This window comes from Parajatrophihabitans canadensis, assembly GCF_053764775.1.
Genome location: NZ_CM132445.1, coordinates 3,070,764 through 3,088,224, shown reverse-complemented (window position 1 = coordinate 3,088,224; position 17,461 = coordinate 3,070,764). Strand labels below are relative to the sequence as shown.

Here is a 17,461-nt window from a genome sequence, read left to right as displayed (position 1 = left end):
GTGACCGCGTTGAATACTCAGGACGAACTGGCCGACGCAATCGCCCGGCTGCCAGGGTTTGGATGGGGAATTGGACAGTCCGACTCGTGGAGTCCGATGACCGAGGGTTACTGGCGAGCGGCGGGCGAGGGCGTTCTGACCGTCCAACGATGTGACGCCTGCGGCGTCTTCAGGTGGCCGCCGAACGAGGTCTGTTTCGCCTGCCACTCGATGGAGTGGACCTGGACACCGGTGTCCGGGCAGGGCCGGGTCTACACCTACATGTGGGCCGACAACGTACCGATCCCGGGCCAGGAGGTCTACAACATGAGCGTCATCGAGCTCGACGGGCTCGACGGCGATCCTGTTCGAATCCTGAGCCAGGTCGTCGAAGCGACTCGGGAGAGTCTCCAAGTCGGCAAGGCAGTCTCGGTCGAGTTCGTGGCCCTCGGCGGCGGCCTCGCCGTGCCACAGTGGCGCTTGACCGACGCCGAATAGAAACCGACCGGCATCCATGGGTCTCTTCGACGGCCGGGTGGCGATTGTCACTGGTTCGGCTCGCGGTCTCGGCCGCGACTATGCGAGCTACTTTGCTCAGGACGGCGCGAACGTCGTCCTCGCCGACCTCAACGAGCCGGTGCGCGCCGTTGACGCGATAGCCGCCACGGGAGCAACCTGCGTCGGGGCGCAGGTCGACGTGACGGACGCGGCTAGCGTTGCCGCACTGATGGCCCGAACGAAACAGGAGTTCGGAAGGCTAGACATCCTGATCAACAACGCCGGGCTCTGGCGCCTCGATCGTGGTTTGCTGGACCTCAACCCAGAGGTGTGGCGCGCAGGCTGGGCGGTCAACGTCGACGGCACCCTTCGGTGCTATCAAGCTGCGGTGCCGCTGATGCGCGAAAACGGCTACGGCCGCATCGTGAACATCTCCTCAATGGCCTCGCGTGATGGCGGCAGCGTCTACGGGTTGTCCAAGAAGGCGGTGAACGACATGACCCGAGGTATGGCCGGCGAAGTTGGCGAATACGGCATCACCGTCAATTGCGTGGCACCGGGCATCTCGGCGTTCGAAGGCGCCAAGACGACCGTCGACAACGCCGACCAGGTCGTCGCGGGCAATGCAATCAAGCGGTTCGGAACCAGTCGTGACCTGTACGGTGCCATTCGATATTTCTGCAGTGAAGAGGCGGAATGGGTCACAGGGCAGACACTATTCGTTGACGGTGGTGCGACGATTCGATGAGCCCGCCGCATCTTCGCCGATAGGCGTCGATAGATATCGGGGGCATGACCCAACCTGCGGAGGTAGATCTGAATGAGCCAGACCCAAAGGCGTGGCCGCAGCATCGCCATGGATGAGAACGAACTGAATGACTTCCTTGGCCAAGAACGCGTCTGCCGGGTAGCCAGTGTGACCATCGACGGTCCGCATGTGTCGCCGTTGTGGTTCGTCTGGGATGGAACCTCATTGTGGCTGCACTCGGTGGTCAAGAGCCAGCGCTGGCGCGATCTCGAACGCGATCCGCGTATCGCGGCGGTCATCGACGGTGGCGAGGCGTACGGCGAGCTACGCGGAGTCGAGCTTCGCGGCAGCGTCGTGGTGGTTGGCGATGTGCCGAGAGTCGGTGGTGATTCTGCCGAGTTGGAGCCCGTTGAAGCGCTGTGGTCGGCGAAATATTCTGGCGGCGCGGCGATGACCTACGACGCAAACCATGCCTGGCTTCGTCTCACGCCGGCCAAGGTCACGAGTTGGGACTTCCGTAAGTTCGCGGCCGCAGCTGCTGCGCGCGCTGCCAGAACGACGTGAGCGTCCGGCAAGAGCGCCGCGAACACGTCCTGCTCATCACGCTGGATCGACCGGCCAAGCGTAATGCCATCGACGCCGAACTGACCCGCGGTATCGATGACGCGCTGAATCTGCTCGATGACGATCAGGACCTATGGGTGGGCATCATCACCGGCGGGACGAGCTACTTCTCCGCTGGGACGGACATCAAAGTCGGGCCAGGAGAACCGACCGCGCGTGGCGGTTCGTACGGAATCATCAGCCGCCAGCGGCGTAAACCTCTGATCGCCGCGGTCGAAGGTCCGGCGTTGGGCGGCGGGATGGAGATCGCCCTGGCCTGTGACCTCGTGGTAGCAGCCGAAACGGCAACGTTCGGGCTGCCTGAGGTGACGATCGGTGTGATCCCGACCTGTGGCGGCCTGTTCCGTGGCCCCAGAGCCCTGCCGCTCAACGTTGCCAAGCAGCTGGTACTGACCGGTCAACCGTTGACCGCCGAGCGAGCCTTCTCACTGGGTTTCGTCAATGACGTGACGCCGCCGGGAGGGAGCCTGCAAGCCGCCCTCGTGCTGGCCGAGCGAATCTGTCTGAACGCGCCGGTATCGGTGCAGCAGAGCCTGCACGCCGTTGCCCAGATGTACGTCAGCGCCGATGAGCTCGGCTGGGTCGCCACTTCGGCGGCGTTGGACACGATCATGGCGAGCGAGGACCGGATCGAGGGCAACACCGCTTTTTTCGAGCGTCGCCCGCCACGATGGACCGGCCGGTAAGGAGCACCACGAAATGCCTTTGTCAATTGAACGAACCAATCACATCAACCAGTTGCTGCGCCCATTCCACGAGGCGAATGCCTTTTACCGAGAAGTCTTCTCGGCTGTGCAGTACATGGACAGCTACGACGAAGGCGAGCGTCGCGACGCCTCGCTGCTCGTCATCGGGCAGACCCCGATCGAGATCTTCGCCCCGCGCGACGATCTGAGCTTGCTCGGCAGCTCACTTGCCAAGTACGGGCCGTCCTTTCATTCCTTCGAATTTCAAGTCGATGACCTCGAGCGTTCGAGGGCGATCTTCGAAGAGCTTGGTGTTCGTATTACTACATATCGCGAAAATTCGTTCTTCATGACGCATCCGAAGGACGGCCACGGCATCCTGTTCGAGATCTGCCCCTTCGAGATGAACAACGATCCTAGGCTGATCCCGGGCTGGTCCGATGCCCCGTGGCGTGACGGCCCCCTCGGACTGGATCGGCTGAACGCCATGGGTATCGCCGTGCGTGATGTAGACGCGGTGAGCAGTTTCGTTCGCACCCTAACCGGCAGCGAGGAGGTGTACCGCCGCAAGCTTTCCGGTGTCGGCACTGCTGTCGGAATTTGGGCGCAGGACTTGATGATCGAGCTCGTCGAACCCGACGGCGATGCCAGCCCCGTCGCTGCATTCATCGACAGGTATGGCCCGCGAATCCGCTCGCTGAACTTTCGGGTCAACGATGTTTCAGCGGTCCGGGATCATTTCACCGAGCACGGATTGGCTACCGCGGCGGGCGATACCTCGGACATGCTCGCCCTCGATCCGCAGGACAACTTCGGTGCGCTCTACCAGTTCAGCGAAGCGCGCCTACCGGATGATCCGAGGGATGGCTGATCGGCGCGTAGGTGTCGGTCCATTCGAAGGTGAGGCCTAGAGTCGAGGCCGGGTCGGTCCAGGCACGGTGCCCATCACGGTCGGCTATCGCGATTCCAGCCGCGGCCAGCGACTCAATGGTTTGGTCTAAATCGCTGACGCCCAGGCAGAACGAGTTAAAGCGCGGCCCGTTGGCCGCCAATGCTGCGGCGTAGCGACTGCGGTCTGATCGGGGCGAAACCAGCCTGACCACCATGTCTCCGATACCGAGATCGATCGTCTCTTCATCATCGGACGGTCCGCAGGGATTTCCGTCCACCCGGCGCACCGTCATCATCGAGCCGAGCACCTCGGCACTCTTGCTGGCGTCCTTCACGACCGCCGTCAGCCACGTGACGGCCTCGACCTTGATGAGGGGGTCAGCTACCGGTTGGGTCGAGTGGCCGTCTCGCGGATCGCGGGTAAACGCGGTGTCGGTCCATTCGATGAGGACGCCCGCCGAATCTCGTGGGTGCATGAAGAAATGCCGGCCAGGTATATCGGTCCCGGTGATCCCGACGCCTCGTTGCCGCAGTACATTCTCGATTTTCCAGATGTCATCGATCGTCCAGGCGACCGAATGTAGTCCCGGACCGTATCTGTTCACGTAGTGTGTCAAAGGCCCTTCTTCGCCCTGATCGGTGAAGATCGCAATCGGTGCGTTCGCCAGCCAGAACAAACTGGATTCGGCCGCAGAATCGCCATCGCTTTGATCGGCGGACGGGCGTTGCTGTTGATCATCTTCGTGATGCTGATCCTCGTGCATCGGTAGTCCGTGTAACTGGAAGGACCCGCCGCGGAGCGGCCTGGCGCCGAGCACAGAGACCAGCCACGGACCCAAGGTGTTTCCGGCGGCGGCGGCGATGCCGATTCGGTGAAAATAGCCTGGCTCGATGAAGCTCTGGAGTGCGGGGCTCGGGTCGGTCATGATGCGCGCCTCTGGTCTCTCGAATCTTTCCGAATTTTTGGATCGAACGGCTAGCTCAGATCATCTGTAGGTGTCCTGAGGGCACTCGCGAACTGGCAGCTGGCGCTCACCCGGAGGGGTAGTCAGCACCCGCCCCTCACGATAACGGCAACCAGCTTCGCTAAGAAGCCCCCTTGGGACGGCCGCAGTCCTCGGCTACAGCGCAGTGACAGCTACGACATCACCATTCCTTGTGCCCGATTTGAAGTAGACGTAGCATCCCGTATGGCTTTCAGTAGGAGCATTCGCTTGCCAGAAACGGTGCCGCGCGGTCAGTAGCCATATCGGGTGCCTCCCGATACAAGTGCTTGGCGCATACCGCAGCCGGCGTTCAAGGAGACGAGACCCGATGGATCAGCTTCTGAAGGAGCTTCAGACTTATCTTGATGTCGAAATGCCGGCGTTCAGGAAGAAATGGGCCGAGGACTTCGACAGCTGGGAAGCTCGCCTCGACTGGCAACGGACCTTGGACAAGGAACGCTGGGCTGCACCTGCCTGGGCGGTCGAGAACGGCGGTCGGGGATTGGGCATTGCCGAATTGCTGGCAGTTGAGGCCGTGCTGTATGAGAATGGGTCGCCGCAATTGCCGGGCACCCTCGGGCTCAAGAACGTCGGGCCGACCCTGGCCCGGTGGGGTACCGAAGACCAGAAGAAGCACCTGCCACGGATCCTTTCCACCGATGAGATCTGGTGCCAGGGTTTCAGCGAACCTGGCGCGGGTTCGGATCTGGCCGGGCTACGCACGCGCGCCGTGCGCGATGGCGACGAGTTCGTGGTAAACGGGCAGAAGATCTGGACGTCGAATGGCACCCGCGCCACGAATATGGAACTTCTCGTCCGCACCGACCCAGATGCCCCCAAACACAAAGGCATCTCGGTACTGCTGGTGGACTTGAAGACCCCTGGTGTCGAGGTCCGCGCGATCCGCCAGATCAGCGGCGGCGCCGAATTTGCAGAGGTCTTCTTCACCGATGTGCGCGTTCCGGCGCAGAACTTGCTCGGCCCGCTCAACGACGGCTGGACGGTCACCCGCACGACGCTGGGACATGAGCGCTCGGGCGTCGCGGTTTTTGCGGCCCGCTTCGAAAAGAGCGTCCGCCAGCTGATCGACGAGAACGCCGCCGCCAAACGCAGCAAACCGCTGACACCGGATCAGGTCGACAAGCTCGTCCGCCACTATGTCGAGAGCCGCGTGGTCGGCATGTTGAGTCAGGAGATGCTGGCGCGACTGGTTGCCGGTGAACAACCTGGCGCAGAGCAGTCCGTCATCAAGCTGGCGTGGAGCGAGGCGGCACAACGGTTGTCATCGACCGTGCTGGATCTCGACGGAATCGATGGCGTCTCGAATAGCTCCGAGGCCGCGGTGGCCTACCTTGGTGCTCGAGCCCAGACGATCGCCGCCGGGACGTCGCAGATTGTTCGCAACATCCTGGCCGAACGAGTCCTGGGCTTGCCTCGAGACTGATCGATCCCGTCAGGGAATCACCCGCAGCCCGTTGGCAGGTGTGAATTCCCGGGCGCCTTTCCACTCAGCCGGTCGCGGCTCAACGCGGCTTGCCAGTACTCGGAGGAAACAGACATGCAGGCGACATCGCAGAGTGAGCGCGAAGAGTTCCGACGCAGTGTTCGGGCATTTCTCGAGCTGCGCTCATCAGAGGCTGAGGTCAGACGGTTGATCCCGGATGACCTTGGCTATGACCCCGAGGTCTGGAAGCAGCTGTCGGACCAACTCGAATTGCCGGGCCTGCTGGTACCGGAGGAATACGGCGGGCAGGGTTTTTCTCCGATCGAGGCGGCTGTCGTACTCGAGGAGTCCGGACGCACGCTCCTTTCCTCGCCGTTCTTCGCGAGTTCAGTCCTGGCTACCTGGGCGTTGCTGAACGCGCGGCCGGAATCGGGCCAGCAGCGCAGTGCCCTGGTCGCATCGACGCTCTCGGCTCTGGCTGACGGCAGCACGATCGCCACGCTGGCGCTGGACGAGCAGTCCGATGAAAGGGCTGCGGCGACCAAGGCCGTACAGCGCGACTCGAGCTGGCGGATCAGCGGCGTGAAGACGCGCGTGTTCGACGGTCACGCGGCCGACCTCCTGTTGGTGACGGCGGAGTTGGAGGACGGCCGCGTCGGTCTCTTCCTCGTCGAACGAGGTGCGCCCGGTGTGAGCGTGAGCGCATTGACACCGCTGGACTTGACGCGGCGCCAATCGAAGATCGAGTTCAGCGACACCCCTGCCGAATGCATTGACGATGATTTCCGCGGCGGGCTGGCCGCGACGCTCGATTTCGGCGCCATCGCCGCATCGGCGGAGCTGCTGGGAGTCGCGAGCCGGGCACTGGAGATCGCGGTGGACTATGCCCTGACCCGCGAACAATTCGGCCGGCCGATCGGCTCATTCCAGGCGATCAAGCATCTGCTGGCCGAGAGCCTCGCGACCGTGGAGCAGATGCGGGCGGCGGTGTATACCGCGGCAGGACAATCACCGGAGACCTTTGGTGAAGTGTCCTCGGTGGTCAAGGCTTACGCCTCAGATTCCGGGCCGAGAGTTGCCGAAACGCTTATCCAGGTGCTCGGCGGTATCGGGTACACCTGGGAGCATGTCGCGCACCTTTACCTGCGCCGTGCCAAGAGCTTGGAGTATCTGTTCGGGACTGCGGCTGAGCATCGTGCGCGACTTGCGATCGAACTCGGCTTGGTCAGTGCCTGACTGACAGACTGCTTACGAATGACCGGCTGACGACCTGACAGCGCCACCGAGAGGACTACGAGTAGATGTCGAATTCAACGGGGCCGCTGGCTGGTCGGGTGGTCGCCATCACCGGGGCCGGTCGGGGGATCGGCCGGGAGCACGCGCTGGCGTTTGCGCGAGCGGGCGCGGCCGTCGTAGTGAACGATCTCGGCACGGCCGGCGATGGCAGCGGATCCTCGATCGGGCCAGCTGAAGAGGTGGTCGAATTAATCCGTTCCGAGGGCGGCGACGCAGTAGCAAATGGCAATGACATCTCCGACGGTGACGGAGCTGAGGCTGTGGTTCGCCAAGCTATCGACACCTTCGGGACTATCGATGTTCTTGTCAACAATGCTGGCAATCTACGCGACAAGACGCTTCTGAACATGAGCTTGGACGATTTCGACAACGTACTCAAGGTCCACCTCCGTGGGACGTTCGCGACTACCCAAGCTGCTGGGCGATATTGGCGAGACGAGTCGAAGGTGGGTCACCCGGTCGCCGGCCGGGTCATCAACACCACCTCGGGCAGCGGCCTTTTCGGCAACTTCGGTCAAGCCAACTATGGTGCGGCCAAAGCTGGTATCGCGACCTTCACGCTGGTGGCAGCGATGGAACTCGCTCGTTACGGTGTAACGGCAAATGCGATCGCACCGGTGGCCAAGACCAGGCTGCTCGGTACGACCGGAACCTCGATCGAGGTCGCGGAAGGTTTCGATCCATTGGCGTCACAACATGTTTCGCCGTTCGTGGTCTGGCTCGGGAGCGTGAATTCAAAGGATGTGACAGGTCGGGTCTTCAGCGTGGCCGGCGGCTATGTCGGGGTAGCCGAGGGATGGCGGATCGGCCCGTCGTTCGAACATGACGGGCCGCTGTCCTTCGATCTCATCGACGCGGAATTGCCTGCGGTCATTGCCCAGGCGAAGCCTAACTTTACCGCCGGCAAGTCCCACCCTTACGGTCCCGGACGGGACTGACTCCATGCCAGTGGATCTCGATGCCGTCGGTTCGGCAACTGATCCCTTTCCAGTGTCGTGGGATTCAACTCGGACGCTCCTCTATGCGATCGGTGTGGGCGCAGGCGCTGAGGACGTGCGGGACGAACTGCAGTTCACGACCGAAAATTCCGATGGCGTCGAACAGGCCGTGCTACCGACTTTTCCGGTGGTGCTCGGTGCAGGTGGGCCACGCTTGCCCTTCGGTACGGTCGATTTCAGTAGGCTGGTGCAGGCCCAGCAATCCATTCGGCTAACCGGTCCCTTTCCGGTTGCAGGCACCGGATTCGTAACCACCCGCATCGACGGGATCTACGACAAGGGCAGCGGGGCGTTGGTCACGCGAAGTTCGCAGATCACCGACGCCGACGGTAAGTTGCTCGCCGAGACCACTGGTGGATCATTCATCAGGGGCGAGGGCGGCTTCGGCGGTGATCGCGGTCCGGCTACCGACTGGGCGCTGCCGGCGCGCGAACCAGACATCGTGAAAGACCAGTTGACGGTGCCCTGGCAGGCGTTGCTCTACCGACTCTCCGGCGACCGGAATCCGTTGCATTCCGACCCTACGTTTGCAGCGCGTGGTGGATTTGAACGACCCATCCTGCACGGCCTGTGCACGTTCGGCTTCGCCGGCCGGGCTTTGCTGCACGGAGTGGCCGAGTCTGACCCGGCCCGGCTGCGCTCGGTCAGCGCGCGATTCTCCGCTCCGGTATATCCCGGCGAGACTCTTCGAACGTCAATCTGGAAGGACGGGGACCAAGCCCTGTTCACGACCGAGTCGAGTTCCGGTGTCACAGTTCTCACGCATGGTCGAGCCGAGCTGGGGCCGGCTTAGTGGCCGATCAGCGCACGTCACAGAAGTTGCTGCCCGTACCGACGCCCGAAACCGCCTTCTACTGGGAAAAGGCCAAGGCGCATGAGTTGTGGCTACCGCACTGCGACGATACCGATCAGGTGTTCTGGTATCCACGTTCGATCAGTCCGTTCACCGGGTCGACGAACATCTCCTGGATCAGGGCAAGCGGACGGGCGAGCTTGGAGTCATACATCATCAACTACACGCCCGCCCCAGGGTATGAGGACGAGACGCCGTACGTGATCGCCTTCGTGAAGCTCGAAGAGGGGCCAAGGCTGACCTCGAATCTGGTCGGGGTTGCGGCCGAACCAGCGGGCCTCACACTCGGCATGCCGCTGGAGGTCACGTTCGAAGACCGCGGCGATCTGAGCCTTCCCCAGTTTCGTCCAGCCGGCGTCGCGCCCGGGATCCGATCATGAGTGGCGACGTGGTGATCGTCGGAGCCGCCGAATCGGAGAAGATCGGCATCGTGCCGGAGGAATCGGCGCTGAGCCTGGCGGCCAAACCGGCCATCGCAGCACTCGCTCAGGCGGGCTTGGCGGTTGCCGACGTGGACGGGATCGCCGGCACGCTGCCCATTCCCGAGTTGCAGCACTATCTCGGGATAAACGCTCGATGGCTGGATGGGACGGTCGTCGGAGGTTGCTCCTACATGCTGCACGTGCGCCATGCCGTTGCGGCAATTCGTTCCGGCGCAGCCAACGTAGTCGTGATCACGCACGGCCAGTCCGGTCGCTCACGCGTCGGCACCGCACCGATGGTCCGCAACCCCTCGAGTGCGGTTGGCCAGTTCGAACAACCGTATGGCTTGTCAGGGACGTTCTCCTCCTTCACCTTGCCGGTGCTGGCCTATCTGCGGCGCTACGGCCTGGGCGAAGAAGCGCTTGCTGTCGTACCGGCTGCCCAGTCGGCATGGGCGTCGCAGAATGCGCGTTCCTTCCGAGACAAGTTGCTCACCGTCGATGACGTGCTGGCCTCCCGTTTGATCGCGTGGCCTTTTCACGTGTTGGAGTGCTGTCCGCTCACCGACGGCGGGGGCGCCCTCGTCCTTACCTCGGCGGAGCGAGCGGCCGATCTTGACCTCGAGTTTCCGCCCGTGCGCATTCTGGGCTCTGGTGAGGCCGCTGAAGGTCCCGGGCCGTCGATGATGGAGGACTTGACGAGCTTTCGGGCATTTCGGCAGGCTTCGGCGGAGGCGTTGGCAGAGGCAGAATTGAGCACCGCCGATATCGACCATCTGATGGTGTATGACGCCTACGCCCACTTGCCTCTTTACGGGCTCGAAGACCTGGGCTTCGTAGGCAAGGGGGAGGCCGCGGCATTCATCGCCGCCGGGCATACCCTTCCCGGCGGTTCGCTGCCGATGAATACCAACGGTGGTGGGCTGCTCTATACCCACACCGGCATGTACGGGATGTTTGCGATCCAGGAGGCCGTGCGGCAGCTGCGCGGGGACGCTGCCGTCCAGGTCGAGGGCGTGCGGACGAGTCTGGTTCAGGGTGTGGGGGGCATGTTCAGCACGGCAGGCACCCTCGTCCTCGGCGCTGCCTGACCAGGGCCGACCCGCAAGCTGATTCGATTCATCGCCGCCCTGCCTGTACGTCTGTCGCAACCTCTTGTACGGTGTCTAGCAGCGCGGCGGCTCAGCTGGTCTTCGAGGATTCGACAACTGCTCGAGACCTACTGGAGAGGGAGCCTGCACCTTCCGGGTGAGCGGAGTGACCTACGCCTTTCGCCTATGTTCACGATGTAGTTGGAGGACGATATGAGCGCGGCCCTTGAGGGAATTCGGGTTGTTGAACTGTGCAACGGGCTGGCCAACGCGCAGGCCGGCCAGATGCTTGCCGACTTCGGCGCCGAGGTGGTGCAGATCGAGCCGCCAGGGGGCACGTCGCTGCGCGCGCAGTCGTCCTACCCCCTGTGGGGTCGGGGCAAGCGCAGTGTCGAACTCGATCTGAAGGATCCCACCGATCTCGCCTTTGCCCGCAAGATCATCTCCGAAGCAGACATTCTGCTCGAAGCGTTTCGTCCGGACGTCGCCGAACGACTAGGTCTGGACTACGAATCGCTGGCGGCTGAGAACCCGCGCCTGGTCTATTCATCGATAACAGGGTGGGGTCGACAGAGCCCATACGCAAACTGCAAAGGCTACGAAGGCCTGATCATGGCCAAGCTCGGCGCGATGACCTCATACAGTCGGATGACCGCCCGGCCCGGGCCTGCGTATTTCTCGGTGCCGTATGCCTCCTGGAGCGCGACTCAGCTCGCACTGCAGGGCATTCTGGCTGCACTGTACGAGCGGGAAAAGAGTGGACGCGGCCAGCGCGTCGAGACGAACCTCGCGCTCGCGGTCTCGGGTATCGATCCATGGACGCAGATGGTCCACTACATCACGTCCCAGTTCCCCGACGCCTTCCACTCGGCGCCGCCTTTCGACGAGAACGACCTGCCGACCTCGGGATTTTCGCTGAAGCTTCTCATTGCTCTGTCCGAGGACGGGCATTGGCTGCAATTCTCGCAGGTGCAGCCACGCCTCTTTACTGCATTCATCAAGGCTCTTGGGCTCGGCTGGATGTTCGATGACCCGGAGTGGGCCGGTCTCCCCGATTTCGAGGACTCGGCAAAAATTGTCCGTGCCAACGAGATGATGCTCGAGGCGGCTCGTCAGAAGACGCTGGCCGAATGGCAGCGGATCTTCGACGAGGACCCGAACGTATTTGCCGAGGTATACCGGAAGGGCACCGAGCTGCTGCACCACCCGCAGCTGGTTCACGACGGGCTGGCGATCGAAGTGGTCGATAGCCAAGTGGGTAAGACGTTGCAGCCGGCGCCGATGGTGCGGCTCAGCAAGACTCCTACCGAGGTGCGGGGGTCGGCACCGCTTCTCGACGCTGATCGCGAGGAGCTAGCCGCTCGCCCACCGCGTGAGCTGCCCGCGGCACCGGACGACGCGTCGTCCGGATTGCCGTTGGCCGGGCTGACCATCATGGAACTCGGGACGTTCTACGCGGCACCTTACGGTGCGACCATGCTCACCGATCTCGGCGCCAGGGTCATCAAGGTCGAGGAACTGACCGGCGACCCGATGCGCATCATGCAACCCTTTCCCGAGACCGGCGCAGCGAAGGTGCTGCAAGGTAAGGAAAGTCTGGCCGTCGACGTCTCGACGGAGGAGGGACGCGAGATAGTTCTGAAGCTCGCGCGCGAATGCGATCTGGTGCTGCGTTCTTTCCGCGCTGGTGTGGCCGAACGGCTGGGTATCGATGCCGAGGCACTATTGGCCGTCAACCCGAACCTCATGTACCTGGACGCGCCAGGCTTTGGGATCGACGGCCCGTATGGTCACCGGCCGGCGTTCGCTCCGACCATCTCGGCGGGTTCGGGGATCGCGATGCGAAACATCGGTTCGATGGCCTCGGCGCTTGATCTGACGATTCCCGAAGTACGAATAGCCTCTGTCCGTCTGGGCGCGGCATCCAACAGTGGCGGCACCCAGCCAGATGGCATCGCGGCGATGGGAGTGGCGACCGGGCTCGCTCTGGCCGCCTACGTCCAAGCGCGTGGTCACGGCGGCCAGCAATTGCTCACCACGATGTTGTTGAGCGGCGCACACGCCTTGTCGGACAGCATGATCGAGTACGAGGGCGTCGCTGGTCCGCTGCGCGCCGATGTCGAGGCATACGGCGTGGGGGCTCGTTATCGGTTGTACAAAGCCTCTGACGGCTGGGTTTTTCTTGCCGCTCCACAGGAAAGCGAGTGGCCGAGTCTCGTTGCCGCGCTTGCGCCCTACCTTGATCTGCGCGACGAATCGGCGTGGGCCGATGAAGCCAGTCGGCAAGCAAACGACGCCGAATTGGCGGTGCTGCTGGCAAAGATGTTCGAGCAGCGGACCGCAATCGAGTGGGAGACCGACCTCATCGCGGCGAACGTCGGCTGCGTCGTGTCCGAACAGCGCACCATGGAGGCATCGTTCATCGGCGAGTTCGGCCGCGAGTCCGGTTATCTCGCTGACGTGGTCAGCCCGATCTTCGACGAGTACCCCAGGGTCGGCCCGATGGTCAGCTTCTCCCGATCGCAGACCCAAGCACTCGCCGGCTGCACGCTCGGACAACACACCGACGCCGTGCTGGCCGAATTGGGTTATGGCGCAGACGAGATCGCCGCTCTGCGGGAGAAAGGCGTCATCGTATAAGGGATCGATCGTCCAAGGGATCGATCGCCTAAGGCCGTTGGCTGGCGTGCGCTACTGGCTCACGCCGGCCATTCGACCAAGCCGCTCGCGCGTAGTTCGACGATCGCTTGGTCGGAATAGCCAGCACTGCGGAGGATCTCGCGGGTGTGTTCGCCGATCAGCGAACCGGGCCCAACCACGCCCGGCGTATCGGAGAGGTCGACGATCGGTCCATGGCGCAGGTGAGGCCCGAACCTCGGATGGGTGACCTGCGCTGTGAAGTTGTTCTCGTGGACGGTGTCACTTGACATGGTGAAGTCGGACAGGGAAATCGAGCTCACCTCGACGCAGGTAACGTCATAAGCAGCAAGGTTTTTCTCCCACTGATCGGCCCGTCGCGGACGGAGAAACTCGCTCAGTTCGGCTCTCAGCTCAGCGTCGTTGCGGTCACGGTCACTCGCCGTTGCGAACCGGGTATCAGTGGCAAGTGATTGACCTGCAGAAGTCGTGGCCTCGAAGGCGCCGAAGGCGTCGCACAGCTTTGCCCAGTCCGACGCCCTGGGAGCGGCGAGAAAGACCCACCCCTCCTCGACCTCGTAGAGGCCATATAGAGCACTCAGTCCGTCTTCGTCGTGTGCGGGCGCTGGGTGGCCCTGTTCGGCATCGTCGAAGAACTGCTCGGACACCAGGTACGTATTGCTGCAGAGCATGGTGGATTCCGAATATTGGCCAAGGCCGTGGCGCTGTCGTGCGACCAGGCCGAGCAGCATGGCCGTACCGACGACGACCGCTGCGGTCGCGTCGGCGTTGTAAGTGGGACCGCCGGTCATGAGCGCCATGTCGGCCAGTCGCTGCATACCCTCGTCAAAGGTTATGGAGCCACCCGCCGCGGCAGGCTCCCAACCGAGTTGATGAACGCGTTGACCAGAGGCAACACCCATCGAGGGTGCGAATGCCGGTCGCGCGCTGTACGGCCCGCTCGAACCGTAGGCGCCAGCGTACAGGTAGACAAGCTCCGGATTGGCTTCTGCCAGCTTGCGATAGCCGATCGCTGAACCTGCTCCGTTCGCGCCGCGGTAGTTGGACATGACGGCGTCGGCACCCGCCACGATTGTGCGAAGCACCTCCAGACCTTCGGGCGTTCGGTAGTCCAGCGCGATGCTTTCCTTACCCTGAAGGCCTTTTACTCCGGCGTACTCACTCAGCGGATTCTGCCGGCGGTGCGGGTCCCCCTCGGGTCCTTCGACCTTGATGACCCGGGCGCCGAGGTCGGCCAGAAGCGCGGTGCCGAAGGGTGCCGCGTAGAACCAGGCGAGTTCAACGATCGTCACGCCGGCGAGCGGGCCTCCACCGCCCATGCCCGCCGTTTGGCTGTGCACCGTTTGAGCGCCAGCTGGTTGGGTGCCTGCCGCCGCTGCCGCTTCGACATCTCCGGTAGCGCGAGACAGCCAATTCAGGTCGCGATCGGATCGGCTGTTTTCGTCCAGCGCAGGTGCGTGGCTCTGCGGCGCTGCAGGTGTTTCGGTCAACGTCACCAGCGGACCGATCTGGCGCATTGTTCCTGCAGCGGCGTCCGACACCTCGATAACGTCATGGTTGTGCAGCACCTGCGGGTGGTCCATCGCCTCACGAGGCGTTCGGAAAATCTCGACACCGATGTCGTCACTCGCTAGGAACAGCGGCATCCATTCATCGAGGGTCTTCTCGTGCAGCCGCCTGAGGACCGTCTCCATGATCACCGAGTGCGCTTCGCCGCGGGCCATGGCGGCGGTGTGCCAGTCCTCGAGATCGATCGCCTTGAGAAACGCACTCAGCAGATGCGGTCGGTAGTTGGCGAACTGTAACCAGCGGTCGTCCTTGGTGAAACCGGTGAAGCCAGCGACGGGGGAGTACACCGAGGCAGCCGAGTTCGCCACTGCCGCTTGATCGGCCTGCAGCTGGGGGCCGAGCCAGCCGTACAGGTCGTAGCTGGTCAGGCCTTGAACCAGGCTCGTTTGCACGCGCTGTCCGCGGCCGGTCGTATGCCGAACGTAGAGCGCAGCCAAAATGCCCTGCAAGGCACCTTGCGATGCTCCGAAGCTTGCACCGGCCATAGCTGAATAGCGGGGACGATCGGGGCCAGCAAGTCCACCAGTCTTGGCCGCAACAACAGCCTCATAGCCACGCAGATCGCGGTACGGGCCGTTGGGCCCGAAGCCGGTTATCGAGCAGTAGATCAGCCCAGGCAAGTCAGGCAAAAGCGCATCGCTACCCAGGCCTAGCCGGTCAGCCACCCCAGGTCGCCAACTCTCGATCAGCACGTCTGCGTCCCCGGCCAACTCCCGAGCACGGTCACGGCCCGCGGCGGATTTGAGGTCCAGGACGATGCTCTGCTTGCCCCGAAACCACTGCGCCGCCGCTGGCAGGACGCGTAGCGAATCGCCTTCGGGAGGCTCCACCTTGAGGACTGTTGCCCCATTGTCACAGAGGACCATGGTGGTCAGCGCACCGGCGAGCGAGTTGCTGAAATCGAGTATCTGCAGTCCTGATAGGGCAGTTGACATCATTTACCTTCATCCGAGTAACGATGTTCAGGACCGATCGGGCACCGTGGCCGCAAGGCCTTGCGGTGCCCGATCGGCAACTAGCAGCTCGGCCGAATACTTAGCCGAGTGTTTCTCAGGCGCTGAGCGTGAACCGAGGGATCGTTGTCTCTTCGTCGACATCGTCCCAAACGAGGCTGACCTTCGAGCCGATCTCGACAGCCTCGGGATCGGATTCGACAATGTTGACGATCATCCGGACGCCCGGCGCATCGTCGAGTTCGACGACCGCTACCACGTAGGGAACGTACGGGGCCAGCATTGGGACCACTGCATGCCTGGCGACGGTGAACGTGTACACGCTGCCGGCACCGCTGACCTGCACCATCTCGACTTCCTGATGCGTGCAGTTGAAGCAGAACGGAGATGGCGGAAACCGGAACAGACCGCATTTGACGCAGCGCGGGATCTCCAGCCGGTGTTCCCGGGTTGCCAACCAGAATGGCTCGGTCCAAGCGTCCGGGTTCAACTCGGCGAACTCGGCCGGAAGTGAATTCTTTGGGCGCGCAGCCATGGTCAGTCCTTCCTAAGGATCAGGGCGCTGGTCGGAAGCGGTGCCGGGCCGCCGGTCGCGAGGGCGAACTGAGCTCCCTCGACCTGGTTCACGGCTTCGCCTCGAACCTGTTCGACGGCTTCGATGACGTGGGTCATTCCGATGATGTAAGCCTCGGACAGGTTGCCGCCGTGGGTGTTGACGGGTATTTTGCCGGTCTGCCAGCGGATGTTGCCTGATTCGACGAACGCACCACCCTCACCGATCTCGCAGAATCCGTAGTCCTCTAACTGCATCAGGACCATCGGAGTGAAGTGGTCATACAGCAGGGCGACGTCGATGTCCTGCGGGCCGATTCCAGCGCGTTCGTACACCGACTTTGCGACCGGACGGTGACCGGATGAAGCGAAGTACTCATCGGGCATACCCATCCAGGTGATCGACTGACCCCAACGCCCGGCGCCGCCGTTGGCGGATGCCACGACGTGAGCTGGGGGTTTGCGCAGATCGCGAGCCCGCTCCACGGAGGTTGTGATGACTGCGGAGGCGCCGTCATTCTCCTGGGTGTAGTCGAAAAGGCACAGTGGATCGGCGATCATCCGTGCGTTGAAGTAGTCCTCGAGAGTGATCGAGTCGCGAAACCGTGCGGTAGGTCGCCGAATGGCATTCTCGCGGGTCGAGATGGCGATCTCGGCAAATGCCTCACGCCGAGTCCCATACAGGTGCATGTGACGCTTGGCGAGCAGCGCAAACATCTGACCGGGCGCGAACAGGCCAGCTGGTGCCACGAAGTCGACTTCGGCCGTGGTCGGTGCGCTGTAGGTGCCCTTGCCCTTGGTGGCAAACGCTGCGCCGAAACGGTTCGTCGGTACCTGTTGCAGCGCCATCAGGCTGACCACGGTTTCGGCCAAGCCGGCGGTGATCGCGGCTGATGCCAGGCCGACGCTTCCGGCAGCACCGCCACCACCGCCGGTCAAGGTTGCGGTGAACTTGATCTCGGGAATACCCAATGTCTGAGCAATGAGCGCGGTGTCGAAGCCGCCCGAATAATATGCAAATCCATCAACATCTTTTACTGAAAGTCCGGCATCGTCGCATGCTGCGATAATCGCCTTACAGATCAGTTCGGTTTTAGATTGAGGCAGGGACTGGCCGCGTTTGTAAAACGGTGTTGATCCAACCCCCACAATCGCTGTCTTATCTTTAATCGACATGACCCTCCTATATTTCGGCCCTAGTGGCCTGCTAAGA

The 17,461-nt window shown here is 62.8% G+C and carries 16 protein-coding genes; 12 read left to right on the top strand and 4 right to left on the bottom strand.

Annotated elements, in window-relative coordinates:
• The 5 genes from ACSMXN_RS14940 (at position 1) to ACSMXN_RS14920 (ending at position 3,406) form a co-directional block, all read left to right on the top strand.
• Complete coding sequence (locus tag ACSMXN_RS14940) at positions 1-477, top strand: OB-fold domain-containing protein (protein ID WP_022912993.1); 477 nt, start codon at positions 1-3, stop codon at positions 475-477.
• A gap of 16 nt (positions 478-493) precedes the next feature.
• Positions 494-1,225, top strand: coding sequence for an SDR family oxidoreductase (locus tag ACSMXN_RS14935; RefSeq protein ID WP_022912994.1), 732 nt, complete (start codon positions 494-496; stop codon positions 1,223-1,225).
• Positions 1,226-1,297: 72 nt separating this feature from the next.
• Positions 1,298-1,789: a pyridoxamine 5'-phosphate oxidase family protein gene (locus ACSMXN_RS14930; protein WP_022912995.1), complete on the top strand. Its 492-nt coding sequence runs from the start codon at positions 1,298-1,300 to the stop codon at positions 1,787-1,789.
• Positions 1,786-2,535 (top strand): enoyl-CoA hydratase-related protein, encoded by a 750-nt coding sequence (locus tag ACSMXN_RS14925; RefSeq protein ID WP_022912996.1) that lies wholly within the window; start codon positions 1,786-1,788, stop codon positions 2,533-2,535. Before ACSMXN_RS14930 ends, ACSMXN_RS14925 begins: the two co-directional genes overlap by 4 nt.
• Positions 2,536-2,548: 13 nt before the next feature.
• Entirely contained in the window at positions 2,549-3,406 is an 858-nt protein-coding gene (locus ACSMXN_RS14920; protein ID WP_022912997.1) for a VOC family protein, read from the top strand.
• On the opposite strand, the gene ACSMXN_RS14915 is transcribed toward ACSMXN_RS14920, so the two are convergent.
• The gene (locus ACSMXN_RS14915; RefSeq protein WP_022912998.1) at positions 3,366-4,352 is read right to left on the bottom strand and encodes a VOC family protein; all 987 of its coding nucleotides are present in this window, start codon (positions 4,350-4,352) and stop codon (positions 3,366-3,368) included. The genes ACSMXN_RS14920 and ACSMXN_RS14915 overlap by 41 nt on opposite strands.
• Before the next feature lie 388 nt (positions 4,353-4,740).
• On the opposite strand from ACSMXN_RS14915, the gene ACSMXN_RS14910 reads away from it, so the two are divergent.
• The 7 genes from ACSMXN_RS14910 to ACSMXN_RS14880 all read left to right on the top strand — a co-directional run bounded on the left by ACSMXN_RS14910 (position 4,741) and on the right by ACSMXN_RS14880 (position 13,156).
• Positions 4,741-5,856, top strand: coding sequence for an acyl-CoA dehydrogenase family protein (locus ACSMXN_RS14910; RefSeq protein ID WP_022912999.1), 1,116 nt, complete (start codon positions 4,741-4,743; stop codon positions 5,854-5,856).
• A 114-nt stretch (positions 5,857-5,970) separates the two neighbouring features.
• Complete coding sequence (locus ACSMXN_RS14905) at positions 5,971-7,092, top strand: acyl-CoA dehydrogenase family protein (protein ID WP_022913000.1); 1,122 nt, start codon at positions 5,971-5,973, stop codon at positions 7,090-7,092.
• Between the two features lie 65 nt (positions 7,093-7,157).
• Positions 7,158-8,090: an SDR family oxidoreductase gene (locus ACSMXN_RS14900; RefSeq protein WP_022913001.1), complete on the top strand. Its 933-nt coding sequence runs from the start codon at positions 7,158-7,160 to the stop codon at positions 8,088-8,090.
• A gap of 4 nt (positions 8,091-8,094) precedes the next feature.
• Positions 8,095-8,943: a MaoC family dehydratase gene (locus ACSMXN_RS14895; RefSeq protein ID WP_022913002.1), complete on the top strand. Its 849-nt coding sequence runs from the start codon at positions 8,095-8,097 to the stop codon at positions 8,941-8,943.
• Positions 8,943-9,383 carry an OB-fold domain-containing protein gene (locus ACSMXN_RS14890; RefSeq protein ID WP_022913003.1) on the top strand — a complete coding sequence of 147 codons (441 nt, stop codon included), beginning with the start codon at positions 8,943-8,945 and terminating at the stop codon, positions 9,381-9,383. The genes ACSMXN_RS14895 and ACSMXN_RS14890 overlap by 1 nt, the downstream gene beginning before the upstream one ends.
• On the top strand, positions 9,380-10,516 hold the full coding sequence (locus tag ACSMXN_RS14885; RefSeq protein WP_022913004.1) for a thiolase C-terminal domain-containing protein: 1,137 nt from the start codon (positions 9,380-9,382) through the stop codon (positions 10,514-10,516). The genes ACSMXN_RS14890 and ACSMXN_RS14885 overlap by 4 nt, the downstream gene beginning before the upstream one ends.
• Before the next feature lie 213 nt (positions 10,517-10,729).
• Positions 10,730-13,156 (top strand): CoA transferase, encoded by a 2,427-nt coding sequence (locus ACSMXN_RS14880; RefSeq protein WP_022913005.1) that lies wholly within the window; start codon positions 10,730-10,732, stop codon positions 13,154-13,156.
• Positions 13,157-13,215: 59 nt separating this feature from the next.
• Here ACSMXN_RS14880 and ACSMXN_RS14875 read toward each other — a convergent pair whose 3' ends face one another.
• From ACSMXN_RS14875 to ACSMXN_RS14865, 3 genes are all read right to left on the bottom strand, one after another.
• Positions 13,216-15,681 carry a CoA transferase gene (locus ACSMXN_RS14875; RefSeq protein WP_022913006.1) on the bottom strand — a complete coding sequence of 822 codons (2,466 nt, stop codon included), beginning with the start codon at positions 15,679-15,681 and terminating at the stop codon, positions 13,216-13,218.
• 112 nt (positions 15,682-15,793) lie between these two features.
• Positions 15,794-16,231 (bottom strand): OB-fold domain-containing protein, encoded by a 438-nt coding sequence (locus ACSMXN_RS14870; protein WP_022913007.1) that lies wholly within the window; start codon positions 16,229-16,231, stop codon positions 15,794-15,796.
• Between the two features lie 2 nt (positions 16,232-16,233).
• Positions 16,234-17,424: a thiolase C-terminal domain-containing protein gene (locus tag ACSMXN_RS14865; RefSeq protein ID WP_027139368.1), complete on the bottom strand. Its 1,191-nt coding sequence runs from the start codon at positions 17,422-17,424 to the stop codon at positions 16,234-16,236.
• Positions 17,425-17,461 lie beyond the last annotated feature (37 nt).